The organism is Mesorhizobium sp. NPDC059025 (genome assembly GCF_042739655.1).
Lineage (GTDB): Bacteria > Pseudomonadota > Alphaproteobacteria > Rhizobiales > Rhizobiaceae > Mesorhizobium.
Window position 1 is genome coordinate 22241 of record NZ_JBHYIM010000005.1, and the last position, 25116, is coordinate 47356.

22 protein-coding genes are annotated in these 25116 nt (G+C 63.9%); 10 read left to right on the top strand and 12 right to left on the bottom strand.

Features of this window, described 5'->3' with window-relative positions; all coding sequences use genetic code 11:
• Positions 1–8: 8 nt before the first annotated feature.
• Entirely contained in the window at positions 9–1004 is a 996-nt protein-coding gene (locus tag ACFWYE_RS13725; protein ID WP_379112040.1) for an aldo/keto reductase, read from the bottom strand.
• Positions 1005–1110: 106 nt separating this feature from the next.
• On the opposite strand from ACFWYE_RS13725, the gene ACFWYE_RS13730 reads away from it, so the two are divergent.
• From ACFWYE_RS13730 to ACFWYE_RS13750, 5 genes are all read left to right on the top strand, one after another.
• Positions 1111–2010 (top strand): LysR substrate-binding domain-containing protein, encoded by a 900-nt coding sequence (locus ACFWYE_RS13730; RefSeq protein ID WP_379112042.1) that lies wholly within the window; start codon positions 1111–1113, stop codon positions 2008–2010.
• A gap of 24 nt (positions 2011–2034) precedes the next feature.
• Positions 2035–2622 (top strand): cytochrome b, encoded by a 588-nt coding sequence (locus ACFWYE_RS13735; protein ID WP_379112043.1) that lies wholly within the window; start codon positions 2035–2037, stop codon positions 2620–2622.
• 55 nt (positions 2623–2677) lie between these two features.
• Positions 2678–3259 carry a YceI family protein gene (locus ACFWYE_RS13740; RefSeq protein WP_379112045.1) on the top strand — a complete coding sequence of 194 codons (582 nt, stop codon included), beginning with the start codon at positions 2678–2680 and terminating at the stop codon, positions 3257–3259.
• Between the two features lie 80 nt (positions 3260–3339).
• Positions 3340–4326: a Gfo/Idh/MocA family protein gene (locus tag ACFWYE_RS13745; RefSeq protein WP_379112047.1), complete on the top strand. Its 987-nt coding sequence runs from the start codon at positions 3340–3342 to the stop codon at positions 4324–4326.
• Between the two features lie 156 nt (positions 4327–4482).
• Positions 4483–6141 (top strand): FAD-binding dehydrogenase, encoded by a 1659-nt coding sequence (locus ACFWYE_RS13750; protein ID WP_379112049.1) that lies wholly within the window; start codon positions 4483–4485, stop codon positions 6139–6141.
• Between the two features lie 43 nt (positions 6142–6184).
• On the opposite strand, the gene ACFWYE_RS13755 is transcribed toward ACFWYE_RS13750, so the two are convergent.
• The gene (locus ACFWYE_RS13755) at positions 6185–6538 is read right to left on the bottom strand and encodes a hypothetical protein (RefSeq protein ID WP_379112051.1); all 354 of its coding nucleotides are present in this window, start codon (positions 6536–6538) and stop codon (positions 6185–6187) included.
• A 16-nt stretch (positions 6539–6554) separates the two neighbouring features.
• The gene (locus tag ACFWYE_RS13760) at positions 6555–6989 is read right to left on the bottom strand and encodes an Lrp/AsnC family transcriptional regulator (protein WP_379064547.1); all 435 of its coding nucleotides are present in this window, start codon (positions 6987–6989) and stop codon (positions 6555–6557) included.
• A 126-nt stretch (positions 6990–7115) separates the two neighbouring features.
• On the opposite strand from ACFWYE_RS13760, the gene ACFWYE_RS13765 reads away from it, so the two are divergent.
• Both ACFWYE_RS13765 and ACFWYE_RS13770 read left to right on the top strand, forming a co-directional pair.
• Positions 7116–10166 (top strand): aminotransferase class III-fold pyridoxal phosphate-dependent enzyme, encoded by a 3051-nt coding sequence (locus ACFWYE_RS13765; RefSeq protein WP_379112053.1) that lies wholly within the window; start codon positions 7116–7118, stop codon positions 10164–10166.
• Positions 10167–10294: 128 nt separating this feature from the next.
• On the top strand, positions 10295–11308 hold the full coding sequence (locus ACFWYE_RS13770; protein ID WP_379064543.1) for an amino acid ABC transporter substrate-binding protein: 1014 nt from the start codon (positions 10295–10297) through the stop codon (positions 11306–11308).
• Positions 11309–11345: 37 nt separating this feature from the next.
• Here the strand turns inward: ACFWYE_RS13770 and ACFWYE_RS13775 are convergent, their stop codons facing one another.
• The 4 genes from ACFWYE_RS13775 to ACFWYE_RS13790 form a co-directional block, all read right to left on the bottom strand.
• Positions 11346–12746 (bottom strand): APC family permease, encoded by a 1401-nt coding sequence (locus ACFWYE_RS13775; RefSeq protein ID WP_379112055.1) that lies wholly within the window; start codon positions 12744–12746, stop codon positions 11346–11348.
• A gap of 57 nt (positions 12747–12803) precedes the next feature.
• Complete coding sequence (locus tag ACFWYE_RS13780) at positions 12804–13289, bottom strand: hypothetical protein (protein WP_379112057.1); 486 nt, start codon at positions 13287–13289, stop codon at positions 12804–12806.
• 80 nt (positions 13290–13369) lie between these two features.
• Positions 13370–14560 carry a nitrilase-related carbon-nitrogen hydrolase gene (locus tag ACFWYE_RS13785; protein WP_379112058.1) on the bottom strand — a complete coding sequence of 397 codons (1191 nt, stop codon included), beginning with the start codon at positions 14558–14560 and terminating at the stop codon, positions 13370–13372.
• A gap of 171 nt (positions 14561–14731) precedes the next feature.
• Positions 14732–15430 (bottom strand): response regulator transcription factor, encoded by a 699-nt coding sequence (locus tag ACFWYE_RS13790; RefSeq protein WP_379112060.1) that lies wholly within the window; start codon positions 15428–15430, stop codon positions 14732–14734.
• Between the two features lie 240 nt (positions 15431–15670).
• On the opposite strand from ACFWYE_RS13790, the gene ACFWYE_RS13795 reads away from it, so the two are divergent.
• Positions 15671–17080, top strand: a complete 1410-nt coding sequence (locus ACFWYE_RS13795) for an MATE family efflux transporter (RefSeq protein ID WP_379112062.1) — start codon at positions 15671–15673, stop codon at positions 17078–17080.
• Between the two features lie 230 nt (positions 17081–17310).
• Here ACFWYE_RS13795 and ACFWYE_RS13800 read toward each other — a convergent pair whose 3' ends face one another.
• From ACFWYE_RS13800 to speB, 5 genes are all read right to left on the bottom strand, one after another.
• Entirely contained in the window at positions 17311–18105 is a 795-nt protein-coding gene (locus tag ACFWYE_RS13800) for an ABC transporter permease (RefSeq protein ID WP_379112064.1), read from the bottom strand.
• Entirely contained in the window at positions 18102–18956 is an 855-nt protein-coding gene (locus ACFWYE_RS13805) for an ABC transporter permease (protein ID WP_379064529.1), read from the bottom strand. The genes ACFWYE_RS13800 and ACFWYE_RS13805 overlap by 4 nt, the downstream gene beginning before the upstream one ends.
• Complete coding sequence (locus ACFWYE_RS13810; protein ID WP_379064527.1) at positions 18953–19990, bottom strand: ABC transporter ATP-binding protein; 1038 nt, start codon at positions 19988–19990, stop codon at positions 18953–18955. The genes ACFWYE_RS13805 and ACFWYE_RS13810 overlap by 4 nt, the downstream gene beginning before the upstream one ends.
• 152 nt (positions 19991–20142) lie before the next feature.
• Entirely contained in the window at positions 20143–21231 is a 1089-nt protein-coding gene (locus tag ACFWYE_RS13815) for a PotD/PotF family extracellular solute-binding protein (protein WP_379112066.1), read from the bottom strand.
• A 126-nt stretch (positions 21232–21357) separates the two neighbouring features.
• Positions 21358–22410 carry an agmatinase gene (speB, locus tag ACFWYE_RS13820; RefSeq protein WP_379064525.1) on the bottom strand — a complete coding sequence of 351 codons (1053 nt, stop codon included), beginning with the start codon at positions 22408–22410 and terminating at the stop codon, positions 21358–21360.
• A 238-nt stretch (positions 22411–22648) separates the two neighbouring features.
• On the opposite strand from speB, the gene gcvA reads away from it, so the two are divergent.
• Complete coding sequence (gcvA, locus tag ACFWYE_RS13825) at positions 22649–23626, top strand: transcriptional regulator GcvA (RefSeq protein ID WP_379112068.1); 978 nt, start codon at positions 22649–22651, stop codon at positions 23624–23626.
• A 138-nt stretch (positions 23627–23764) separates the two neighbouring features.
• A complete protein-coding gene (pncB, locus tag ACFWYE_RS13830) occupies positions 23765–25069 on the top strand; it encodes a nicotinate phosphoribosyltransferase (protein ID WP_379112070.1) in 1305 nt (434 codons plus the stop codon).
• Positions 25070–25116: the final 47 nt, after the last annotated feature.

Consider the following 25116-nt stretch of genomic DNA (forward strand, 5'->3'; position numbering starts at 1 on the left):
GCTGCAGATCAGCCGTTGACCCGAGCCAGCGCTTCTTCCGTGTAGCGCTTGCCGATCACCTTGTCGGGAGACAGCGCGTTGCCGATCTCGGCGACTTCTGCGCTGGTCAGCTTGATTGCAGCCGCTCCTGTATTCTGCTCCAGGTGATGGATCTTGCGGGCGCCGGGGATCGGCACGATGAAGTCGCCCTGGTGCAGCACCCAGGCCAAGGCAAGCTGGGCGGCCGTCACGGCTTTTTCCTTCGCGAAGCGTTCCAGCACGGCCACGACCTTGGCATTGGCGTCCAGCGCCTCGGGCTGGAAGCGCGGCAAGGTATGACGCCAGTCATCGGCGCCAAGCTGCTCCGGCTTGCTGATCGTGCCGGTCAGCAGGCCGCGTCCGAGCGGGCTGTAGGGCACGAAGCCGATGCCGAGTTCACGGCAGACATCGAAGATCTCTTCTTCCGGATCACGGCTCCACAGCGAGTATTCGCTCTGTACGGCGGCAATCGGATGCACGGCATGGGCACGTCGCAGTGTTGCCGCGCTCACTTCCGAAAGGCCGAGTGCGCGCACCTTGCCTTCCTTGACCAGTTCCGCCATCGCGCCGACCGTGTCCTCGATCGCCACATCGGGATCGACCCGATGCTGGTAGAACAGATCGATGACGTCGGTGTCCAACCGGCGCAGCGATGCCTCGGCGACGGCTTTGACATGCTCGGGCCGGCTGTCGACGCCGATCATGCGCTCCGTGCCGCTGCCCTGTTCGGAGATCTTGAAGCCGAACTTGGTGGCGATGGTCACATGATCGCGCACCGGCTTCAGCGCCTTGCCGACCAGGATCTCATTGTCGAAGGGACCGTAGACTTCCGCGGTGTCGAAGAAGTCGACGCCGATGTCGACGGCATGCCGCAGCGTACGGATCGCTTCCGCTTCCTCCTGGCCGCCATAGGCAAAGCTCATGCCCATGCAGCCGAGGCCGACTGGAAAGACTGAGAGTTCGGTTCCGAGTTTGCGCTTTTGCATCGCGATGCTCCTTGGTCTCGATGGTTGCGATGCGAGAGAGATAGCGCCTTGCCTTGTGTTCGATAATTGTCTCATAACTGCACGAGCTATTCTAAAAGTTAGAACAATGGATCGAAGCCATCTTGCCCAACTTGCCGTGCTTGCCGCCGTGGCGGACAGGGGAAGTTTCCGCGGCGCCGCGCGCGACCTGGCGATTGCGCCTTCGGCGGTCAGCCATGCCGTGTCCAGCCTGGAAGCCCGTCTCGGCGTGCGCTTGCTGGCGCGCAGCACGCGCTCGGTCGCGCCGACAGAAGAGGGTGCCCGGCTGCTCGAACGCTTGCGTCCGGCCCTGTCCGAGATCGACCTGGCATTGGAAGCAGCGGTCGAGGCCAGGGACCGTCCCGCCGGCAATCTGCGGCTGACCGTTCCGCGCACCGCGCTGAACCTCGTGCTGGCGCCGAAGCTCGGGGCCTTCGCCAAGGCCTATCCCGAGATCGTGCTCGACATCGTCATAGAAGACCGTTTCACCGATGTGGTCGAGGGTGGCTTCGATGCCGGCGTGCGGCTTGGAGAGAGCCTGCAGCAGGACATGGTTGCCGTGCGCATCGGTCCGCAGATCCGCAGTGCCGTGGTTGGTGCGCCGTCCTACTTCGCCAGGATGCCGAAGCCGAAACATCCACGCGACCTCGTCGGCCATCGCTGCATCCGCTTCCGCTTCTCGAGCGGGGTGCTCTATCGCTGGGAGTTCGAGAAAGATGGCGAGGAGATCGAACTGCCGGTGCAAGGGCCGCTGATCCTCGGCGTCGATGGTGCGATCGTCCGCGCCGCCGTCGATGGCGCCGGTCTTGCCTTCGTCTTCGAGGAGTATGTCGCGCAGCCGCTGGCCTCGGGGAGTCTGGTGCGGGTGTTGGAAGACTGGTGCCCATCTTTCGAGGGTTTCTCGATCTACTACCCGAGCCGGCGCCAGATGCGACCGGCTCTGCGCGCCTTCGTCGATTTCTTCCGCTGGCGTGACCGGGATGATTGACCGCGCCGTGGTCGTTCATCCGTCATGGCATTCCCGATCAGGAACACTCACACCCGCTATGGCTGGATCGCGATCCTGCTGCATTGGCTGATCGCTCCTTTGCTCATCGGCCAGATCGTGCTTGGCCTCGCCATGGTTCGGGTAGCCAGCCAGCGCACGGCCTTCGAGCTCATCCAGTTGCACAAGTCCCTCGGCTTCCTGCTGCTGGGTCTTGTCGTGCTGCGGGTCGGCTGGCGGCTGGCCAATGCCGCACCGCGACTTCCAGCCGGAACCGGGCGTCTGGAAAGGCGGGCAGCGCCGGCCGCCCATGTCGCGCTCTATGCGCTGCAACTTCTCCTGCCGCTCACCGGCTGGGCGCTGGTGTCGGCTTCCGTTCTCGAAATCCCAAGCATGCCGTTCGACCTGTTCGTGATGCCCAACCTGCCTGTTGCGGTCTCGGACCGGGGTGAAGCCTGGTGGCGGGCAGCGCACGCCTATCTGGCCTACGTGGCCATTGCGCTGGTGGCAGTGCATGTGCTGGCTGCCTTGCGGCATCATTTCCGGCTGGGAGACAACGTGCTTGCCCGCATGATCTCACCTTCACGCCAGCGTGATGACACTGAACCGGAATAGACGCCCTGCATGATGCGTTGATCCAGCGAGTACCGCACTCAGCCGGAAAGCTCCGATGTCGTTTCGCCGTCTCGCCCTTTTCATGCTCGCCGCGATAGCCGTCGCGAGCTCCGCTGCCTACGCGGCGACCTCGCTCTCCGCCGCCGGCGGCCGCTATACGATCAACCCGGCCGGATCCAGCATCCGCTTTTCCATCGGCAAGGCCGGCGGCGGCAGCCTCGACGGCGCCTTCGCCCGTTTCACCGGCAACATCCGCGTCGACAATGCCGATGCCGACCGTTCCGAGGTCAACATCACCATCATGCCGGCCAGTGTCGGTACCGGTCAGGGGCGCATCGATGCGTTCCTGCGCTCGGATGCGGTCTTCGATGCCGCCAACGATCCCGAGATCCGCTTTCGCTCGACCAGCGTGCGGCGGACCGGCGAGGCCACGGCAACGATAACCGGCAATCTCACCGCCCGTGGCAAGACCTCGTCGGAGAAGTTCCAGGCCGAACTCAAATCCTTTGCCGGCGGCATGATCACCTTCCGGGTCACCGGCAGGGTGCTGCGCTCGCGCTACGGCATGGATGTCGGAACGCCGATCTACTCCAACGTCGTCGAATTCGACATGACGCTGTCAGGGCGGCGCAGCTAGAAAGCTGCCGCAACGGCACTGGTTTTTCGGCGCGTTTCGCGCAAGTCTCGCCAGCACAGAATCTTGCGAGGAAATGCCGGATGTTTCGTTGGGGTGTGTTGTCGACGGCCAAGATCGGACGTGAGCAGGTTCTGCCGGCCATTGCCGATTCCGGCAATGGCGTGCTGACGGCCGTGGCCAGCCGCGATGTCGGCAAGGCGCGGGCGTTGGCGGACCGTTTCGGCGCGCCGCATGCCTTTGGCTCTTATGAAGAGTTGCTGGCCTCACCGCATGTCGATGGCGTCTACATCCCCGTGCCGACCTCGCAGCATGTCGAATGGACGGCCAAGGCGATCGAGGCGAAGAAACACGTGCTGGTCGAGAAGCCGCTGGCGCTCGACGCCAAGGATATCGCGCCGCTGATTGCGCTGCGCGACCGCCACAAGGTGCTGGTCTGCGAAGCCTTCATGGTCATCTACCATCCGCAGTGGATCAAGGTGCGCCAGCTGATTGCCGACGGCGCCATCGGCAGGCTGCGTCAGGTGCAGGGTTGCTTCACCTATTACAATGTCGACCCCGCCAACATGCGTAACCAGCTCGATCTCGGTGGCGGCGGGCTGCTGGACATCGGCGTCTATCCGATCGTTTCCACGCGCTTCGCGGCTGACCGCGAGCCGTTGCGGGTGCAGGCGACGATCGAGCGCGACAAGACCTTCGGCACCGATGTCTATTCCTCCGTGCGCGCCGATTTCGGCGATTTCGAACTGTCCTTCTATGTCTCGACGCAGATGGCCGGGCGCCAGTCGATGGTGTTCCATGGCGACAAGGGTTTCATCGAACTGGCCTCGCCTTTCAATGCCGGCGTCTACGACCATCACCGGGTCGAACTGCACAACCAGAACCATGCTGAAGCGCAGGTCTTCCGCTTCCCGGGCGTGCAGCAGTACAAGCTCGAAGCAGAAGCCTTCGTGCGTGCTGCACTTGGCGGCGGCGATCGCGTCTTCACGCTGGAGGAATCGGTGCTGAACCAGAAGGCCATCGACGCGATCTTCCGCGCCGGCGACAAGGACGGCTGGGAGACGGTCTGACATTAGAGCAATTCCAGCAAAAGTGCGCAGCGGTTTTGCGTCCGGAATTGCGTAAAAACAGATAGTTAGAGCGTTTCCGTTAAAAGCGGAAACGCTCTAGCGTTGCCCCGGCGGGAGGAACAGGCCGGGATCGACGACGCAAAAGGGAGGAGAACATTGGCTTACGACGCGGATGTCATCATCGTCGGCGCTGGTCTCGCGGGGCTGGTCGCTGCGGCCGAGCTCGCCGAGGCGGGCAGGAAAGTCCTCATCCTCGACCAGGAACCCGAACAGTCACTCGGTGGACAGGCCTTCTGGTCGTTCGGCGGGTTGTTCCTGGTCGACTCGCCCGAGCAGCGGCGCATGCGCATCCGCGACTCCCATGACCTTGCCCTGGAGGATTGGCTGGGCACCGCCGCCTTCGACCGTCCGGAGGATCACTGGCCACGGGAATGGGCGAAGGCCTATGTCGGTTTCGCCGCCGGTGAGAAGCGTGCCTGGCTTTCCGAACGTGGCATCAAGTTCTTCCCCGTCGTCGGCTGGGCCGAGCGCGGTGGCGGCAATGCTGTCGGCCACGGCAATTCGGTGCCGCGCTTCCATGTCACCTGGGGCACCGGCCCTGGGGTGATCGAGCCCTTCGTGCTCCGCGTGCTTGAAGCGGCGAAACGCGGGCTCGTCACCTTCAAGTTCCGGCATCGCGTCAGCGAACTGACGAAGAGCGGCAAGGCGGTCGACGGCGTGCGCGGAGAAGTGCTGGAAGAAAGCGGCGTCGAGCGCGGCCGCAAGAGTTCGCGCACGGTGACAGGCGACTTCGCCTTCAGGGCGCAGGCGGTCATCGTCGCTTCCGGCGGCATAGGCGCCAATCATGAGCTGGTGCGCCAGAACTGGCCGACCCGCCTTGGCACGGCCCCGAAACGCATGATCACCGGCGTGCCGGACCATGTCGATGGCCGCATGCTGGCGATCACCGAAAGCGCCGGCGGCTCGATCATCAACCGCGACCGCATGTGGCACTATGTCGAGGGCATCAGGAACTGGGCGCCGATCTGGACCGACCACGCCATCCGCATCCTGCCCGGCCCGTCGTCACTGTGGCTGGACGCGCGCGGCAAGCGCCTGCCGGTGCCTCTTTATCCCGGCTTCGACACGCTGGGCACGCTCGCCCACATCATGAAGACCGGCTTCGATTATTCCTGGTTCATCCTGACCGAGAAGATCATCCGCAAGGAGTTCGCCCTGTCGGGGTCGGAGCAGAACCCCGATCTTACCAACAAAAGCTGGCGCCAGGTGCTGCAGCGCGCCACATCGGGCATTCCAGGTCCGGTCAAGGCCTTCCTCGACAAGGGCGAGGACTTCATCGTCGAGCGCGAGCTGCCGGCGCTTGTCGCCCGCATGAATGCGCTGGCCGGTGGCGAGCCACTGCTCGATGTCGCCCAGGTCGAGCGCGAAATCCGTGCCCGCGACATGCAGCTCGACAATCCCTTCTCCAAGGACATGCAGGTGATCGCGTTGCGCGGCGCCCGCACCTATCTCGGCGACAAGCTGATCCGCACCGCCAGGCCGCACAAGATGCTCGACCCCGCCAACGGGCCGCTGATCGCCGTGCGCCTTAACATCCTCACCCGCAAGACGCTGGGCGGCCTGCACACGGATCTCGACAGCCGGGTGCTGGGCGCCGATGGCCAGCCGGTGGAGGGTCTCTATGCCGTCGGCGAGGTTGCCGGCTTCGGTGGCGGCGGCGTGCACGGCTATGCGGCTCTCGAAGGTACCTTTCTCGGCGGCTGCATCTTCTCGGGCCGCAGCGCGGGTCGTGCGGCTGCGAAGGGTGTGCGTTAGGTCGCGCTCTTCCTTCTCCCTCAAGGGGAGAAGGAACCCTACCTCAGTCCTTCCTGCCGTTGCTTTTCTTGAGATCGCGCAGGAGGTCGGAACAGCTTGCCGGTGTCTCGAGGCCGATCGGGCCGTTCACCTTGGCCTTGGAATCGGCCATCAGCTTGTTCACCTTGGCCTGCGGGTCCTGCCATTTCACCTTGCGCGCGAACTTCAGCAGCGATGTCCGCATCTCGTCCAGTATGCCGGGCGTCTTGACGTAGGCCGCGCATTGCTGGGCGAGCGAGAGCGACATCACCTGGCCCATGAACTGGCTTTCATATTGTTTCGGAACCTTGAATTCCTGGGCTGTGGCCGGCGAAGCGGCAACGGCGAGGGCAAGAAAAAGGGTCGCTGGAATTTTCATCGGGGTATTCTCGGAGTTATTGGCGTTCAATATCGCGCCTGAGCACGATCAGCGAGGTCAGGTCCTCGACGCTGGCGTGCGAGGCGATCTGGTCGCGCAGCGTGTTGAGCCGATCGATCGACGGCACCTCCACCTCGACCACCAGGTCGACCTGCCCGGAAATGGACGAGACCCGCCGCACCTCCGGATGGCGTGCGAGCTGGTCGAGCACGCCGATCGAAGGCGTGCGAACCAGCGTCACCATCAGGAAAGCGGAAAGCTGGTTCTGCTCCAGTTGGCCGATATCGGCGCGGTAGCCGCGGATGACACCGCTTTTCTCCAGCAGCGCCACGCGCTCGCTGGTGGCGCTGCGCGACAAGCCGATGCGCGCCGCCAGGGTTTTCAACGGAATCCGTGCCTCCTTGGACAGGATGGCGAGGATATCCCGGTCCTTTGCGTCGAGTTCCTTCATGGCGATTTCCACTCACCGTTAATATGCCGGTCGAAGCAGGCATAGTGCCGGTCTGACCGACGCTTTGCCGGATGCCCGATTTTTGCGCCCGTGCCAAGCTCCATGAAGATCAAATCCGGACCTGCAATGACCAACATCACTCACCCGGCTCCCAATTTCTCGCTGATCGAAGCGCGCGCGCTTGCCGCCAGCCATTTCGGCGTTTCCGGCTCGGTCGGCTCGCTCGACAGCGAGCGCGACCAGAATTTCAGGCTGACTTCGGAAGACGGCGACTGGATCCTGAAGGTGGTCAATGCCAGCGAGCCGCGCGGCGAGAGCGAGTTCCAGACAGCGCTTCTGGATCATCTCGCCGGCAGCGGGATCGACCTTTCAGTGCCTTCCTTGAAGAAGACGCTGGACAACACTTCGCTCGCCTTCGCGGCGGCCAATGACGGCACCCGCCATGCCTTGCGGCTGGTCTCCTGGCTGCCAGGCCAGCCGCTGGCGGAAGCCGAGCGTTCGCCCGAGGCACTCGACAGTCTCGGTCGCGCGCTCGGCAAGCTCGACCGCGCGCTGCAGGGTTTCATCCATCCCGGCGCGCTGCGTAGCTTCGACTGGGACATCCGCCGCGCCGGTGCCTCGCGTCGCCGCCTGACGCATGTTGGCGACGCCAATGACAGGGCGCTGCTGGAGCGGTTCCTCGATCGCTTCGACGCCCATGTGGCACCGCGCCTGTCCGCGCTGCGCGCGCAGGTCATCCACAACGACGCCAATGACTGGAACGTGCTGGTCGATGCCGCCGATCCGAAGCGGGTCGCCGGCCTGATCGACTTCGGCGACGCGCTCTATGCGCCCTTGATCGCCGAACTGGCTGTCGCCTGCGCCTACTCCATTCTCGATACCGAGGATCCGATCGGCGCGGCGGCGAAGCTCGCCGCCGGGTTCCACGCCGAATATCCTCTGCGTGAGGAGGAGATCGATCTTCTCTTCGATCTCATCGCCATGCGCCTCGTCACCAGCGTGACCCTGTCGGCGCTGCGCCGGCAGGAGGCTGGGGACAATCCCTATCTGGCCATCAGCGAAGCGCCGGCCTGGCGCATGCTGCGCCGGCTCGATGCCATGAACCGCAGTTTCGCCACCGCGATCCTGCGCCATGCCTGCGGCTTCGATGCCGTACCCGGCGCCCGCGCCGTCACCGGCTGGATCGCCGCTCACGCAAAGAGCCTCGCACCGGTTCTCGACCGCCATCCGGCGACCCTGGTCAAGGAACTGGTGCCCTATGGCGATCCGCGACACCCGATGACGGTCGCGTCGGCGGCACAGCAGCCGGCCAAGGCCAGCGCCTGGTGGGACGCGCATTGCGCGGAATACGGCATCGAACTCGGCATCGGCCCTTGGGGTGAGGTGCGCACCGTCTATGCCAGCGACATGTTCCAGTCACGCTTCGTCGAACAGGAGCGCCGCATCCATCATCTCGGCCTCGACCTGTTCATGCCGGCCGGCACCAGGGTGCGCACGCCGCTTGCCGCGACCGTGAAGAGCGTCGAGATCGAAGAGGACCCCTTGGGCTATGGCGGCCTCGTCGCGCTGGAACACGCACCGGAAGGCTGTCCTGCCTTCGTCACGCTGTGGGGTCATCTCGCCCATGAGGCGGCGTCCCGCCTGAAGCCGGGCCAGCGCCTGGAAGCGGGCGAAGTCGTCGGCGAGATGGGCGTGGCCGCGCAGAATGGCGGCTGGGCGCCGCATCTGCATTTCCAGATCTCCACCGACACCAGCCTGTCGGCGCGCGAGATCCTGGGTGTCGGCGAAGCACGTTATCTCGACGTCTGGCGCCAGCTCTTCCCCGATGCCGCCGAACTCGCCGGCATTCCGCCGGAGACCTTCGTCCAGACCGGTCGCAGCCGTCCCGAGATCGTGGCGGCGCGCAAGACGTCGCTGCTGCCCAACCTGTCGATCTCCTATTCCGAGCCGATCAAGTTCGTGCGCGGCGAGGGTGCCTGGCTGATCGACGACCGCGGCCGCGCCTATCTCGACTGCTTCAACAATGTCTGCCATCTCGGACATGCCCATCCCGACGTGGTCGAGGCGATTGCCCGGCAGGCGGCCAGGCTCAACACCAACACGCGCTATCTGCACGACGCCATCGTCAGCTATGCCGAGCGGCTGACGGCAACGCTGCCGGAAGAGCTTTCGGTGGCATCCTTCGCCTGCTCGGGCAGCGAGGCCAACAGCCTGATGCTGCGCATGGCCCGCAACCACACCGGGCGCAGCGACGCCATCGTGCTGGACTGGGCCTATCACGGCACGACCCAGGAACTGATCGATCTCAGCCCCTACAAATACAAGCGCAAGGGCGGCAAGGGCCGGCCGGCGCATGTGTTCGAGGCGACGATCCCCGACAGCTATCGTGCTCCGCAGGAATGGCCGCTCGCCGAACATGCGAGCCGCTTTGCCGAGAGCATTGCCGAGCAGATCGCGGCGATCAAGGCGCAGGGCCGCGCCCCGGCCCTGTTCATGGCGGAATCGATCCCGAGCGTCGCCGGCCAGGTCTTCCTGCCGGAAGGCTATCTGAAGGAGGTCTATGCCCTTGTTCGTGCAGCCGGCGGCGTCTGCGTCGCCGACGAAGTGCAGGTTGGTTTCGGCAGGGTCGGCAGCCACTGGTGGGCATTCGAGACGCAAGGTGTGGTGCCTGACATCGTCACCATGGGCAAGCCGATCGGCAACGGCCACCCGATGGCGGCGCTGGTGACGACGAAGGAGATCGCTGCCACCTTCAACAACGGCATGGAGTACTTCAATACGTTCGGTGGAAACCCGGTGTCCTGTGCGGCCGGCCTTGCCGTGCTCGATGTCATCGAGCGCGACCGCCTGCGCGAGAACGCAGCGAGCATCGGCGCCTATCTGGTCGAACGCTTCCGCGAATTGCAGACCCGCTACGACATCATCGGCGACGTCCGTGGCATGGGGCTCTTCCTCGGTATCGAACTGGTCGAGGACCGCAAGACCAAGGCACCGGCGACATCACTGGCGCGACGCATCAATGACGGCGTCCGCGCGCGCGGTGTGCTGATCGGCACCGAGGGGCCGTTTGACAATGTACTGAAGATGCGCCCGCCAATGATCTTCAGCCGCGCCAATGCCGATCATCTGGTCAGCGCATTGGACGACACCTTCGGCGAAGTGCTGGCGACGCGCTAGCCGTTGGGTTGAAGACTTCTCCCGGCGGTATCGACCGCCGGGCAGTTCACAGCAGGAAACAGGATCAACGACGGTGTGGGAGCACCGGCGTCAGGAGAGGCTTTGCCTCGAACAACAGGGAGGAGACCATGAAGAAGCACCTTTTCACAGCAGCTCTTTTGACGGCGTCGGCAGCCGCCATGCCGGTAAAGGCCGATACGCTCGACACGATCAAGCAGCGCGGCACCGTCACCTGTGGCGTCAGCCAGGGCGTTGCCGGCTTTTCGGCTCCCGATGATGCCGGCAAATGGCATGGCTTCGACATCGACTTCTGCCGGGCCGTTGCGGCCGCAGCACTCGGCGACGCCGACAAGGTCAGCTACGTGCCGCTGTCGACCAAGGAGCGGTTCACCGCACTGCAGTCCGGCACTGTCGATCTCCTGTCGCGGCAGACCACATGGACGTTGTCGCGCGATGCCGGCATCGGCATCCATTTCGTCGGCACCGCCTATTATGACGGCCAGGGTTTCATGGTGCGCAAGGATCTCAATGTCGACAGCGCCCTGAAGCTTTCCGGTGCTACCGTCTGCGCCGAGCAGGGCACGACGACCGAACAGAACACCGCCGACTATTTCAGCGCCAACAAGCTGCAATATGAGCCGGTGGTGGTCGATTCCGCCGAAGGCATCATCAAGGCCTTCGACAGCGGGCGCTGCGATGTCTACACCACCGACGCCTCCGCGCTCTACGCGCAGCGTCTCAAGCTGGCCAACCCCGACGGCTATGTCGTGTTGCCTGAGATCATCTCCAAGGAGCCGCTCGGACCGGCCGTGCGCCAAAGCGACGACAAGTGGTTCAACATCGTGCGCTGGACGCTGTTCGCGTTGCTTGAAGCGGAAGAGCTGGGCATCACCCAGGCAACGGCGGAAGCCGGGCTCACCTCGACCAATCCGGCGGTCAAGCGCTTCCTCGGTGCCGATGGCGACAACGGCAAGCAGCTCGGGCTCGATCCGCGTTTCGCCTACAACATCGTCTCGAAGGTCGGCAATTACGGCGAGATCTTCGAACGCAATCTTGGCCAGTCGAGCGCACTCAAGATCGACCGCGGCATCAACAAGCTGTGGAATGCCGGTGGCCTGATGTACGCCCCGCCGCTGCGCTGACCGGGAGCGCTCCCGGTCAGGTGGTGCATGCGCGAGCCTACGCTTCGGACAGCTGTGACACCTGTCCGGAGCGCATCGCGACGACGATGCCGAGCACTGCCGCGATCGGCAGCAGCCAGGGTGCGTAGTCGAGCAGGCCGAGGCTGCCGGTCAATGTCGCGTAGTTCTTGATCACCAGCAGCGCCGCCGTGCCCAGGCCGATGGTGGCGACCAGGGCGATCAGCAGCTGGATCAGCGAGCCGGTCTCCCTGTCGCGGTTCTTCCACGTGAAGACCGCCACCGAGAGCGAGGTCACGGCCTGCAGGATGATGATGCCGAGCGCCGCCAGCCCGAATGTGCTGGACAAAAGGGTCATCAGCGGGTCGGCGTCTGCAATCGCGAACAGCGCCACCGCAATCGCCGAAACCACCGTGACGGTGATGCTGGCGACATGCGGCGACTGCAGCCGTGCATGCAGGCTGCCGAGCACGCCAGGCAGCATCCCTTCGCGGCCAAGTGCGAACAGGTAGCGCGCAGCGGCGTTGTGCAGGGCAAGCGTCGCGGCAAGCGCGCTCGTCACCATCAGGAACTGCACCGCCACCAGGAACACCGGGTGGGTGTATCGCGCGAAGGCACGGAACACCAGCGTGCCCGGGTTCTCGCTGGCCGCGGCCACGACCTTGTCTTCGCCGAAGGCGAGCACCACCGCCCACATGGTGATGGCATAGAAGATGGCGATGAACACCACGGCGGTGATCAACGCCCGGCTGACCGTGCGGTGTCCGTCGCGTGCCTCCTCGCTGTAGATGGCGGCGGATTCGAAGCCGAGGAACGAGACGAAGGCGAACATCAGGCCGACGCCGAAGGAACCGCTGACGATGTTGGGCAGGCTGAATGAACCGAAGGTCACCTGGGCCGGGCTGGTCGGTGCAAGCACCGCCACCGTCAACACGACCAGGATCAGGACCTCCAGGGTCAGCAACACGGCGAGCAGGCGTGCGCCGAGCGTGATCTCGCGGTAGCCGACGATGGCGGTGATCACCAGGCAGATCGCACCCCAGGCTTTCCACGACAGGTCGATGCCGAGGTTTTCCGAGAAGAACACGCTGGCGAAGAAGCCGAAGCCGCCGACGCTGCCGATGACCATCATGCCGTAGACGACGATGGCGACGAAGGCCGCGGCCCCGCCGGCAAGCGGTCCGAGGCCATGGCGGACATAGGCATAGAAGGCGCCGGAATGTTTCACATGCGGGCTCATGCGGATGAAGCCGATGGCGAACAGGATCAGCACGAGGCCGGCCAGCAGGTAGGAGCCCGGCATGCCGACGCCGTTGCCCATCAGCACGCCGAGTGCACCGTTGCTGGCTACGGCGGCGAGCGGTGCTGCAGCGGCTACCACGAGAAAGAAGATATCGAAGGAATGCAGGCTGCGTCTTGGCGCGGTGTTGGTGGAAGACATGGCGTTTGGTCCGGCGATGGCGTGAAACGAAAAGGGGAAGGCAAGCGGTGCCCGCTCTTACGGCAGGGTCACGCGCTTGCCTTCCAGGGGTGTCGGCAGCGGGCCGCGCAGCAGCTTGTCGTCGGCACCGTAGAACCGCGCCGCCGCCGTGCCGGTGAAAGCGTCGCCGGCGATGTCGATCTCGTAGGAGATCTCGCCGCGGCTGACGAATTTGTGGGTTTTGCGGTCGGCCGTCACCTCGACGAACTTGCCGATGATCTTGCCGTCCTTCTGTGCCCAGATACCCTTGCCGTCGCTGTCGCTGTTGTCGGGATTCCCGGAGTCCGGATTGGCCTGCTGCATGGTGCCGTCGGCATTGAAGACGAACATGTGATGGGTGAATGGCGCATCCACCGCCTTCACAACCCAGGTGCCGACGATGCCGGCTGGCTTAGCCGCATCTTCAGCCTTTGCCGACGCGGTCGCTGCAACAAGCGCAACGGTCGCGGGCAGGATGATGGAACTGGCGAATCGCGTAAGCGGGCCGAAATTGGAAAAATGCACGATAGCCTCCCTTGTTGAACCGGACCGCGCCGCCTGTTCCCCGTTTGTCGATTATGGGGCGGCGGGTCCGGTATTCCTGATCAGTCCTCGTTCCAGGGCGCCCACATGGCCTGTGCGGCGGCCCAGTCGTCATTGCCTTCCGACGGGGCTGGTGTGTAGCGCGCGCCCGGCACCTCATGCGCGGGCAGGGTCCATGTGCCGCGCTCGACCAGCCTTGCGATGTTGTCGCGATAGACCTCGTCCACCGTCGCGTGACGCTCCGGATCGCGGTTCAGCCACAGATTGCGCGGGTGGATCGGCTTCTCGTACATTTTGGAGAACAGCTCGGTGCGCAGGTCCTTCAGCCAGTTCGAATTGAGGTTCATGGTGCGGAACTGCCGCAGCGCCTCGATGTCGATCAGGCTGGCCACCATGGTGTTGGCGCCGCTGGCCGAATAGGAGCTGATGTTGCCGCGGAAGTCGACGATGTGGCTGTTGCCGCCGGCGATGTCGATCGGATGGCGCGAACTCGGCGAGAGATAGACCGGCCCGATATTGGGACACAGCATGTAGACGCTGTTGAAGTCGGCGTGCGCCCGGTTCTGGATCATCCAGCTGCCGCCACCGGGATAGGACGAGCCGGTCATCGGCATCGCCTCCGAAGGACGATAGACGACCTCGGCGCCGCCGAAGGCCAGTGCGCGCACCGCCTCCGGATATTCGCCGTCGGAACAGCAGATGGTGCCGATGTTGCCGATGTCGTCGGTGCGCAGCACCGGGTAGAAAGCCTCGATATCGTCGCCGAAAAGTTCGACCCAGCGGTCGTAGATGTCGTGCGGCGTGCAGCTGCGCTCGCGGCACCAGATGTGGTTCTTGGCGGCGCGGTGGACGAGCTTGCCCTTGCGGTCGATGACGAACAGCGTGTTGAAGAAGCGGTCTTCCATCACATCGGGCCAGCGCGCCTTGCACTGGCCTATGATGTAGGTGTCGTAATGCCGGGCCAGCTTGCCGAGCGCCTCGGTCTCTTCGCCGGGCAGGTCGATGAAGATGTCGCGCGCCGCGGTGACATGCGGCACGTCGAAGATCTCGTCGGTGAAACCGGTCAGCGCGCCTTCGGCTAGCGCCACAACGCGGATCGGCGCGTTGATGGCGCAGATCGAGACGGCGGCATGGATGGCTTCCTCGATCGTCTCCAGATTGTGCCGGATGTGCTTGCGCTGTGCGACGCCGGTGACGATGGTCGAAAGTCCGATCGCCATGTAGGGCGCGACATAGGCGGGACGTGAGGCCATTCCGGTCGATACTCCAACTGTCGGTCGGAGGAGCGATGTCTGCGGGAACGGGCGTCGGCATAAGCCAAGCCATCTCCCTCCAACGCCGCGTTCCTCCCAGGCGTCTACAGGAACCGGCAGGATAGGGAGACTTGGCGGGCCGGGGCTATCATACCGAAGTACGACGCCTCGTCAGCCGCGGCCGTGCAGCTTCTTCATCAGCTCGCCGCGGTTGCGCACGCCGGCCTTGACCAGGATGCGGCTGATGTGGGTCTTCACCGTCGGCAATTCGATATCGAGCCGCCGGCAGATGTCCTTGTTGCACATGGCGGCGCCGACAAGATTGGCGATCTCGCGCTCGCGCGGCGTCAGGCCGGGAATGTCGAGCGCGGATGCCTCGTCCTCATCGGAGAGCACGCTGTCCTCGACAAAACCAACCAGCCTGTCGAGAAAGGTGAGGTTGTCGGACGTGAAGGGCCCGTTGCGTTCGCTGCGCAGCAGCGAGGCGCCGGCGATGATCCGCGATCCGGCCCGGAAATAAAGTTCGGTCTGGTGCACCGTGTTCTGCGGTACCAGGAATTGCTCGAAATATTCTGGCGCGCCGACGTCGCGCCGCGCGGTCTCGCGCGTCACCGAACGTAGCCTTATGCCTGCCTGGCCGACGCGTTCGGGATGCAGCGGGTCGAAACGCCAGAAGCGATGGTAGTAGCGGTTCAGCCAGTAGGGCGAGAGACCCGACAGGCGATGGTCGACGACATGCCTGCCGTCTTCGACGCGATAGAAACAGCAGCCGACAAGCGGCATCGCCGCCGCGACGACTGTCAGGAACTGGTCTCCGAAAGCTGTCCTGTCGAAATGCATGAGCGTTGGCCCGATCGACGGATCGGCCATTTTCGGCCTCTCCGGTTCCCCTGTCGCGGCAATACTTTAACATCATAATATCGTTATGCGGCTGCCAAAATAAATCGAATTCCTGCAATCGGCCGCCGGCTGGATCAATTTTTCAGGCTGCTGTGCCCTTGCAAACGCCAGTTTGTTCAATGAAAACCGGATTCGAGCCGGGAGCCATTCCGTTTCCGGCCAGATGCGGATTCCGGCTGACGCCGACGCGCCGCAGGGAAGTATAAGACAATGTCCGCGATCGAAGCCGGTGTGAGAGCGCCGGGAAGCCTCTGGCGCTCCGAAATCAAGTCAACGCTGTCGCTTGCGTGGCCGATGGTGCTGACCAATCTCGGCCAGACGGCAATGACCGCCACCGACGTCATGATGATGGGGCGGCTCGGGTCTGAGACGCTCGCCGCCGGCGCGCTCGGTTCCAACCTTTATTTCATGCCGATGATCTTCGGCCTTGGCCTGATGCTGGCCACCTCGCCGATGATGGCGACGGAACTCGGCCGCTTCCGCCATTCGGTGCGCGACGTGCGCCGCACCGTGCGCCAGGGTCTCTGGTCCGCGATCTTCATCGCCGTCCCGATCTGGATATTCCTCTGGAACGGCGAAAGGATCCTGCTGGCCATGGGCCAGGATCCCGTGCTTGCGCATCAGGCCGGCATCTATATCCACTGGCTGCAATGGGCGCTTCTGCCGTTCTACGGCTATATCGTGCTGAGGTCCTTCATTTCGGCGCTCGAGCGCCCCGGCTGGGCATTGGTCATCGTCTTCATTGCGGTGAGCGCCAACGTGCTGCTCAACTGGATGTTCATGTTCGGCAATCTCGGCGCGCCCAGGATGGGAATCGCCGGTTCGGGACTGGCCACCACCATCTCGTCGGTGCTGATGTTCATCGGCATGGCCCTGGTGGTGACCCGGCACAGGAAATTCCGCCGCTACCATCTGTTCGGCCGTTTCTGGCGCTCCGACTGGCCACGCTTCCGGGCGCTCATGAAGCTCGGCCTGCCGATCGCCGGCATCCTGGCCTTCGAAGTGACGATCTTCAACGCCGCTGCCTTCCTGATGGGGCTGATCAACGCGCCGTCGCTTGCCGCGCATGCCATCGCCCTGCAGATCGCCTCGATCAGCTTCATGGTGCCATTGGGTCTCAACCAGGCCGTCACCGTGCGCGTCGGTCTTGCCTATGGCGCCGGCGACAAGGACGGCATCAGTCGCGCCGGCTGGACCTCCTACGCCATGGGGGTCGGCTTCATGTCGCTGACCGCGCTCACCATGATCTTGTGGCCGCGCGTGCTGATTTCCGGCTTCATCGACGTGCATGATCCGGTCAACAGCCAGGTCGTCGGCCTCGCCGTCTCATTCCTGGCGTTTGCAGCGCTTTTCCAGATCGTCGATGGTGCCCAGGCCGTCGGCGCCGGCATGCTGCGCGGCCTGCATGACACCACGGTGCCGATGCTCTACGCGGCGATCGGCTATTGGGGCGTCGGCCTGCCGCTCGGCGCGCTGCTTGCCTTCCATTTCGGCTTCGCCGGCATCGGCATCTGGATCGGCCTTTCGACCGGGCTGGCGGTCGTCGCCGTGCTGCTGCTCGGCCGCTGGCTGCGCCGTGACCGTCTGCCGGTCAAGAGTGGCCCGATCGCCATGCATTGATTTGGTGCGTCCTTCGAGGCTCGCCCATCTGATGTTCTGCTATTTCTCCGTGGGCGTGCAGGCTCGCACCTCAGGATGAGGGCCGTTGTGCGTTCGGGTAACATCGGAACGTTTCAGAACTTGGATGTGGTTTCGCGCAACGGTCCTCATCCTGAGGTGCGAGCCCGCAGGCCATAGGAAACAACGCGCGACCTTGACTGGGCGAGCCTCGAAGGACGCACCGACAGATATCAACCCTCCGACGACATCGCTCCGAGCAGTCTGCGGATATCGCCGAAATAGGCGATCGCCCCGAACACCAGCGCCGCCACCGTGACGAAGAAGATCGACACCGCCGCCATGGTCGGCGTGTAGCCGTAGCGCAGTGCGTTGAAGATCTTGATCGGCAGTGTCTCGGTGGTGAAGCCGATGGTCATGTAGGCGACGATGTATTCGTTGAGCGACAGCACGAAGGCGAAGGCGAAGCCGGAGACCAGATAGGGCAGGATCAGCGGCAGCACGACGGTCTTCAGCACCGTGCGGTCGTCGGCGCCCATCGTCGAAGCGGCTTCGACCAGCGAGCGATCGATGGAGGCGAAACCGAGTGACAGCGTCACCAGCGGCAGCGTCACGAAGAAGATCGCGTGGCTGATGATCGCCGTGTAGAACTGCCCGAACAGCCCGACCGTGGCCCAGAAGCTCAGGAAGCCGAGCGCGGTGATGACCGGCGGCAGGATGAAGGGCGCGAGACCCAGCACCTGGAAGATGTTCGCCCAGGGCGCGATGCGCCGCCACAGGAACCAGGCCAGCGGCAGCGCGATCGCCACCGCGATCGCCGCCGAACAGACCGCCAGCGTCACGGAGTGGATCAATGCCAGCCGCCATTCCGGATCGTTGAAGATCTGCCCGTACCAGCCGAGCGAGAAACCTTTCGGCGGGAAGGTCAGCTCCTGCTTCTGGTTGACCGAGACACCTGCCACCACGATCAGCGGTGCTGCCAGGAACAATGCGACAAGGACGAAATAAAGCCGGCGAAGCACGGTCATAGCGCGTTCTCCTTGCGGCCGACGAGCAGGGTAAGTCCGACCAGTGCCAGCGAGATCAGCACCAGGAACACCGCCATCGCCGCGGCGAACGGCATGTTGGACTGGTAGATCGCCTGGTCGGTGATCAGCACCGACAGCGTCCAGTTCGACGGCCGGCCGAGGATCTGCGGCAGCAGGTAGGAGCCGAGCGCGAAGACGAACACCATGATCAGCGTCGCCACGATGGTGTTGCGCAGTGCCGGCGTGACCACGTTGAAGAAGGCACGCACCGGCGAGGCGCCTAGCGTGCGCGCGGCTTCCAGCAATGTCGGGTCGAGCCTGACCAGGGCGGGGTAGAGCACGAGGATCGTATAGGGCAGCGCCTGGTAGACCATGCCGGTCAGCACCGCCCAGAAGCTCGGCAGCAGCGCCACCGGCTCCTTCATCAGCCCGACCGCGACCAGCAGGTTGGTGATGCCGGCCGTGCGCGAGAACAGCGTCGACCAGGCAAAGCCGATGATGACTTCCGACAGCGACAGCACCGAGAGCAGCCCGACCAGCCACAGCGTCTGCACGGCACGCGGCCGCTTGGTCAGCAGATAAGTGAAGGGGAAGGCGATGACCACGCAGCACACGGCAACGAGAACAGCCAGCAGCAGCGAGAAGCCGAGCACCGAACCGAAGAAGGTGGTGAGGAAGCGCGCATAATTGTCGAACACGAAATCCGGCGTGTAGAAGCCGGCCGGATTGCGCTTGAAGAAGCTCACCGCGATCATGATCGAGAACGGCACGACGAAGAAGACGATGAGCATCAGCGCCGGGAAGAACAGCGGCGCATAGTCTGCGAGTGCTCTTGGCGGTTCGCGTCTCATGGCTGCAGCACCACGCAGCTTTCAGGCGGCAGCACGACGCCGATGGCCTGGCCGACGCTGACATTGGGGCGCTCGCGTGGCGTGGCGACGGCCACGATGGTGGTGCCGCCGGCCTCGACGAAGGTTTCGACCGTGCCGCCGAGATCGCGCACGAAGCTGACGGTGCCGGGAATCGCACCGGCGCCGGGCGTCGAGAAATGAATGTCCTCGGGACGGATCGAGATGGTGGCCTTGGCCGAGCCCGATGGCAGGGCGACGCCGGGTACGGCGGCACCGAGCACGGTGGTGCGGCCGGCGCTGTCGGCCTCTGCCGGCAACAGGTTGGTGATGCCGATGAAGTCGGCGACGAAGGCGTCCGCAGGCTTGCGGTAGATCTCGATCGGCGAGGCGGCCTGCAGGATCTTGCCCTTGCCCATGACGACGACGAGGTCGGCCATGGTCATGGCTTCACGCTGGTCGTGGGTGACGACCACGGTGGTGATGCCGAGGCGCTGCTGCAGCTGGCGCAGTTCCACCTGCATGGCCTCGCGCAGCTTGGCGTCGAGCGCCGACAGCGGTTCATCGAGCAGGAAGAGTTTCGGCGACAAGGCCAGTGCCCGGGCGATCGCCACGCGCTGGCGCTGTCCGCCGGAGAGCTTGGCCACCGGCCGGTCGGCGAAGCCCGTCAGATGGATCATGGCAAGCAGCTCTTCGACGCGCTTGCGCTGGTCGTCTTTGGAAGCGCCCCGAATGCGCAGCGCATAGGCGATGTTCTCGCCCACGGTCAGGTGCGGAAACAGCGCCAGCGACTGGAACACCATGCCGAGATTGCGTTTGTGCGTCGGCACGCGGGTGATGTCGTCGCCATCCAGCACGATGGCGCCGCTGGTCGGCTCCTCCAGCCCGGCGATCATGCGCAGCAGCGTGGTCTTGCCGCAGCCCGAAGGTCCGAGCAGGCAGATGAACTTTCCGTCCGGGACCGAAAGGCTGACGTCGTCGACGGCGGCGAAATCGGCGAAGCGCTTGGTGATCGAATTTATGGACAATCCGGGCATGGCGTTATCCTGCTTGGCTGGTCGTGCATGCGGATGGTGCGGTCGCTTCCGCCTTCCAGATTAGCGAAAGGCGGCTGGCATGTCTGCGGTCGATACGAAGATACGGGGGCTCGCAAGGCGAGCTCCCGATATCGTCGCTGGATAAGATTGGATCAGCCGACGATCAGCTCGGTCCATTTCTGGTTGATCGCGTCGGCCTTCGACACGTAGAGGTCGTAGCGCGGAATGATCGGCGCGATGTCGGAAGACACGGCCGCGAATTCCTCCGGCTTCAGGTCGAGAACCTCGCGCTTCAGCGTCGGTGCGGTGCCGACATTGCGCGACATCAGGCCCTGGATCGCCGGCTGGCTCATATAGTCGATGAAGGCATGCGCCTCGTCGACCTTCTTCGAGGCGCGCGACAGCACCCAGTTGCCGGAATCCTGGATGCCGCCTTCCTTCGGGAAGGTCGACCGCACGGGCTGGCCGTCCTTGGCGGCAAGGCCGGTGACGTCGTGATAATACTGGCCCATCGGGATTTCGCCCGACTTCAGCGCCTGCTCGAACTGCGCCTCGTCGCGGTACCACAGGCGCACATTCGGCTTCACTTCGGCGAGCTTGGCAAAGGCCTTGTCGATGCCTTCGTCGGTGTCGAGCGCGTTGGTGCCGCCCATGAAGGTCTTCGCGGTCACTTCCAGCAGGAAGGAGTTGGAGGCGAGCGCCAGCAGGCCGAGCTTGTCGGCGTTGGTCTTGTCCCACAGCGCGTCCCACGACGTCGGCGCGTTCTTGTAGACATTGGTGTTGGTGACCAGCGTGATGTACCAGGCCACCGCGCCGATGCCGGCAACACGGCCGTCCGGATACTTGTTGATGAACTGCGGCAGGAGATCACCATAGTGCTTGAACTTGGCGGTATCGAGCGGCTGCCACAGCTCGGTCGACTGGCCCTTCAGCGTCGAGGTCTGCGACATCATCGAAAGGTCGGCCGGCGCCTGTCCGGCCTTGGCGGCCTGCTCCAGCTGCACCAGCCAGGCTTCACCGGTCGGCTCGGCCACCGATTCGACGGTTATGCCGGTCGCCTTGGTGAATTCGGGGAAGATATGCTGGTCGAATGACTTCTTGAAATAACCGCCATAGACGCCGACCTTCAGCGACTTTTCCTGGGCGCGCAGGATGGCGGGCATCGCAAGCACGCCGGCGGCGGCAACGCCGGCGCCAAGCACGCTCCGCCGGCTGAGCATGGTCTTCATGATCTCGGTCATCATTGTTCTCCGTTGTTCCGGCTTTGCCGGGTTCCCTTATGGTCTTCTTATAAAACGGTGTCACTGGATAGAGCATGATCTGTTCCGAAAACCGGTTTCGGGATCATGCTTCCATCCAGCACGCCGTCATCCTCTCAGCGCCGGGCTGAACACCATCAGCGACAGGATCTCGAATAGCACCTGCGCGCCGGCATGCGCCGTATTGGTGGTGGAATCGTATTGCGGCGCCACCTCGACGACGTCGCCGCCGACGATGTTGAGGCCTTTCAGTCCGCGCAGTATCTCCAGGACCTCGCGTGTCGTCAGTCCTCCGACCTCCGGCGTACCGGTGCCGGGCGCAAACGCAGGGTCGAGGCTGTCGACGTCGAAGGAGACGTAGGTCGGTCCGTCGCCGACGATCTTGCGCGCCTTCTCGATGATGGCCGGGATGCCGAGGCCGGGAACCTCTTCGGCGTGCACGACGGTCATGCCGGATTCGTAGGTGAACTCCCACAGATATTCGGCCGCGCCGCGGATGCCGATCTGGATGGTGCGCGACGGGTCGAGCACGCCGTCCAGCACCGCGTTGCGGAAGGGGCCGCCATGGTGGAACTTGGTCTGGTCGAAGGCGCCGCCGGTGTCGCAATGCGCGTCGATATGGATCATGCCGACCGGCCGCTCCTTGCCGACGGCCTTCAGGATCGGATGGGTGATCGAATGGTCGCCGCCGACCGACAGCGGGATGACGCCGGCATCGACGATCTGGTTGAGGCGTTTCTCGATGTCTTCGTGGCTCATTTCCAGCCGATAGCGGCTGCGGAACGGCACGTCGCCGATATCGGCCACGCGGAGCTCGTGGGTGGGAGCGCAATCCAGCACATGATTGTAGGGCCCGATGCGTTCGATGGCGCGCAATGCACGCGGACCGAAACGGGAGCCTGGACGATTGGTGACGCCGAGATCCATCGGCACACCGATCATTGCCACCTGGAGGTCGCCGAAATCCGGATTGTCGGCGGCAACTTCACGATACGGCGCGGTCAGGAAGGTCGGGATGCCGGAATATGGTGCCAGGCGGGTACCGCCCTTGGAGAAGATCTTGTCGGCGACCCGGCGGAATTTCGGGTCGAACAGCTCGCCGCCATGGCTCTCGCCATATTTGCGGCGCAACGCGTCGAGCTTGCCTCTGTCGAAACCCATCCTGCAACTCCTCCTGCCGCGCCCGAAAATCGGGTTCGATTTTCGCAAAGGCGCTAAATCAAATCAGGCGAGCCGATGAGCCTCCGATACGGGGGCATGAACCAGTGACAGCTGCCTGCGATAGCGTGTTTTTATGATTGATTGCCGCGGATTGTCGGAGGCTGCGGATGGAAAATCAATTGATATTGTTATAGCGCTGGCTGTTAGAAAATCTCACACTGTGTCTTGACGCCGGCCCATGAGCAGTTCCCGTCGCCTTCCGCCCCTCAACCCTTTGCGAGCATTCGAAGCGACTGCCCGGCAAGGCTCGCTTTCGAAGGCGGCGGCCGAGCTCCACGTCACCCACGGTGCGGTCAGCCACCAGATCAAGGCACTGGAGCAGTCGCTCGGGGTCAAGCTGTTCGAGCGGATCGGTTCGCGTCTCAAACTCACGCCGCACGGTGCCGAGCTTCTGCCGGCAGTATCCGGCGCTTTCGAGGGGATTGCCGCTGCCGCCGCACGGTTGACTCGTCCCGCCAGCAGCGGCGCGCTGGTCGTATCCTGCGTGCCGGCACTTCTGTCGCTGTGGCTGATCCCGCGCCTTGGCTCGTTCACGGCGCGTTATCCCGACATCCGGTTGAAACTCGTAGCCTCCAATGATGCGCGCGATATCCGCCAGCCCGACATCGATGTCTGCGTGCACTATGGCGACGGCAGCTGGAGCGATTGCTGGATCCGCAAATGGTCTGGACTGGAGTTGTTTCCGGTCATCAGCCCGACGCTGGCCAACAACCGGCCGATCCGCTCGATCCGCGACCTCGCCGACCATGTCCTGCTGCATGGCGACGACGGGCGCGAGTGGCACACCTGGCTGGCCGCCGCCGATGCGCTCGATCTCGAGCGGGTCTGCCGGCGCCATCAGTTCAACGATGCCCGCCTATCGATCGAGGCGGCGCTCCACGGCCACGGGGTGGCGCTGGGCGACACGATGACGGCGAGCCGCCTGCTGGCCATGGGCCAGCTGATCGTGCCGTTCGGCCTTTCGGTGCCGGCGGTCGACGACTTCTATGTCATCTGCCGCAATGAGATGCGCTCCACGCCCATCGTGCAGCTTTTCGTCGACTGGCTGTTCGCTGAAAAAGCCGAAGACGAGAGCCGGGCCGAAACGGTGGGTACGAGGCTCAACGCGCGCCGCAAACGGCCCATGCTGCAACTGGTGACGAAAGCCGAGGAATGAGGGGTGCTCGACAAGCGCCGGCGATGCCCTCATGTTCATGGCTTGCGTGCCTTGCGATCACAAAGCGGGAAGCGCGTTAATCATTTCAATGCTAAGAGGCCTATCCGGTAACGGATTGGGTGGAAGCAGGTTTCGGACATGGCCAAGACTGACATCGCGCGGCGCGTCTACAACCACACCTGGAAGCTCGATCCCATCGTGCGGTCGCTGCTCGACACCGATTTCTACAAGCTGCTGATGCTGCAGATGATCTGGGGCATGTACCCCAAGGTCGATGCCACCTTCTCGCTCATCAACCGCAAGACCAAGGTACGGCTCGCCGACGAGATCGATATCGGCGAACTGCGCGACCAGCTCGACCACGCCCGGACCCTGCGTTTCACCAAGAAGGAAATGATCTGGCTGGGCGGTAACAATTTCTATGGACGCAAGCAGATATTCGAGCCGGAATTCCTTGCCTGGCTGGAGAATTTCCGGCTGCCTGAATATGAATTGACCCGGCGTGACGGCCAGTTCGAGCTCTCCTTCTCCGGTCCCTGGATGTACACCACGCTGTGGGAAATCCCGGCGCTGGCCATCATCAACGAATTGCGCTCGCGCTCGGCGCTCAAGGCTTTCGGTCCGTTTGCGCTTGATGTGCTTTATGCGCGCGCCAAGGCGAAGATGTGGGCCAAGACCGAGCGTCTCAAGGAGCTTCCCGGCATCCGTATCTCCGATTTCGGCACGCGCCGCCGCCACTCGTTCCTGTGGCAGCGCTGGTGCGTGGAGGCCCTGAAGGAAGGTATCGGTGAGGCCTTTACCGGAACCTCGAACGTGCTGCTGGCAATGGACAATGATCTCGAAGCACTCGGCACAAACGCGCATGAATTGCCGATGGTGCTCGCAGCACTTGCCAATTCCGAGGCCGAACTGCGCCAGGCGCCCTACAAGGTCCTGCAGGACTGGCAACGCTACTACGGCGGCAATCTGCTCATCGTGCTGCCGGATGCCTTCGGTACCGCCGCTTTCCTGCGCGATGCGCCGGACTGGGTCGCCGACTGGACCGGCTTCCGTCCCGACAGCGCGCCGCCGATCGAAGGTGGCGAACGCATCATCTCCTGGTGGCGCGAGCGTGGCCGCGATCCGCGCCAGAAACTGCTGATCTTCTCCGATGGCCTCGACGTCGACACCATCATCGAGACCTATCGCCACTTCGAGGGCAAGGTACGCATGTCCTTCGGCTGGGGCACCAATCTCACCAATGATTTCGAGGATTGCGCGCCGGTGCCGACCGACCGGCTCAATGCCATCTCGCTGGTGTGCAAGGTCACCGAGGCCAATGGCCGCCCGGCAGTGAAGCTGTCGGACAACCCGGCGAAAGCCACGGGCGATCAAAAGGAGATCGACCGCTACATCCGTATCTTCGGCGAGGAGGCGCGGGTGCGCCAGCTCGTGAAGGTTTAGGCAAGGCCGGGTTCGGTTTGTCCTTCTCCGGATGAGCAAGCGGTTCA

What these genes read in the sequence shown, in the direction of transcription:
- ACFWYE_RS13725 (WP_379112040.1), bottom strand. Translation starts at nt 1,004, where the DNA reads ATGCAAAAGCGCAAACTCGGAACCGAACTCTCAGTCTTTCCAGTCGGC.
- ACFWYE_RS13730 (WP_379112042.1), top strand. Translation starts at nt 1,111, where the DNA reads ATGGATCGAAGCCATCTTGCCCAACTTGCCGTGCTTGCCGCCGTGGCG.
- ACFWYE_RS13735 (WP_379112043.1), top strand. Translation starts at nt 2,035, where the DNA reads ATGGCATTCCCGATCAGGAACACTCACACCCGCTATGGCTGGATCGCG.
- ACFWYE_RS13740 (WP_379112045.1), top strand. Translation starts at nt 2,678, where the DNA reads ATGTCGTTTCGCCGTCTCGCCCTTTTCATGCTCGCCGCGATAGCCGTC.
- ACFWYE_RS13745 (WP_379112047.1), top strand. Translation starts at nt 3,340, where the DNA reads ATGTTTCGTTGGGGTGTGTTGTCGACGGCCAAGATCGGACGTGAGCAG.
- ACFWYE_RS13755 (WP_379112051.1), bottom strand. Translation starts at nt 6,538, where the DNA reads ATGAAAATTCCAGCGACCCTTTTTCTTGCCCTCGCCGTTGCCGCTTCG.
- ACFWYE_RS13760 (WP_379064547.1), bottom strand. Translation starts at nt 6,989, where the DNA reads ATGAAGGAACTCGACGCAAAGGACCGGGATATCCTCGCCATCCTGTCC.
- ACFWYE_RS13765 (WP_379112053.1), top strand. Translation starts at nt 7,116, where the DNA reads ATGACCAACATCACTCACCCGGCTCCCAATTTCTCGCTGATCGAAGCG.
- ACFWYE_RS13770 (WP_379064543.1), top strand. Translation starts at nt 10,295, where the DNA reads ATGAAGAAGCACCTTTTCACAGCAGCTCTTTTGACGGCGTCGGCAGCC.
- ACFWYE_RS13775 (WP_379112055.1), bottom strand. Translation starts at nt 12,746, where the DNA reads ATGTCTTCCACCAACACCGCGCCAAGACGCAGCCTGCATTCCTTCGAT.
- ACFWYE_RS13785 (WP_379112058.1), bottom strand. Translation starts at nt 14,560, where the DNA reads ATGGCCTCACGTCCCGCCTATGTCGCGCCCTACATGGCGATCGGACTT.
- ACFWYE_RS13790 (WP_379112060.1), bottom strand. Translation starts at nt 15,430, where the DNA reads ATGGCCGATCCGTCGATCGGGCCAACGCTCATGCATTTCGACAGGACA.
- ACFWYE_RS13795 (WP_379112062.1), top strand. Translation starts at nt 15,671, where the DNA reads ATGTCCGCGATCGAAGCCGGTGTGAGAGCGCCGGGAAGCCTCTGGCGC.
- ACFWYE_RS13800 (WP_379112064.1), bottom strand. Translation starts at nt 18,105, where the DNA reads ATGACCGTGCTTCGCCGGCTTTATTTCGTCCTTGTCGCATTGTTCCTG.
- ACFWYE_RS13805 (WP_379064529.1), bottom strand. Translation starts at nt 18,956, where the DNA reads ATGAGACGCGAACCGCCAAGAGCACTCGCAGACTATGCGCCGCTGTTC.
- ACFWYE_RS13810 (WP_379064527.1), bottom strand. Translation starts at nt 19,990, where the DNA reads ATGCCCGGATTGTCCATAAATTCGATCACCAAGCGCTTCGCCGATTTC.
- ACFWYE_RS13815 (WP_379112066.1), bottom strand. Translation starts at nt 21,231, where the DNA reads ATGACCGAGATCATGAAGACCATGCTCAGCCGGCGGAGCGTGCTTGGC.
- speB (WP_379064525.1), bottom strand. Translation starts at nt 22,410, where the DNA reads ATGGGTTTCGACAGAGGCAAGCTCGACGCGTTGCGCCGCAAATATGGC.
- gcvA (WP_379112068.1), top strand. Translation starts at nt 22,649, where the DNA reads ATGAGCAGTTCCCGTCGCCTTCCGCCCCTCAACCCTTTGCGAGCATTC.
- pncB (WP_379112070.1), top strand. Translation starts at nt 23,765, where the DNA reads ATGGCCAAGACTGACATCGCGCGGCGCGTCTACAACCACACCTGGAAG.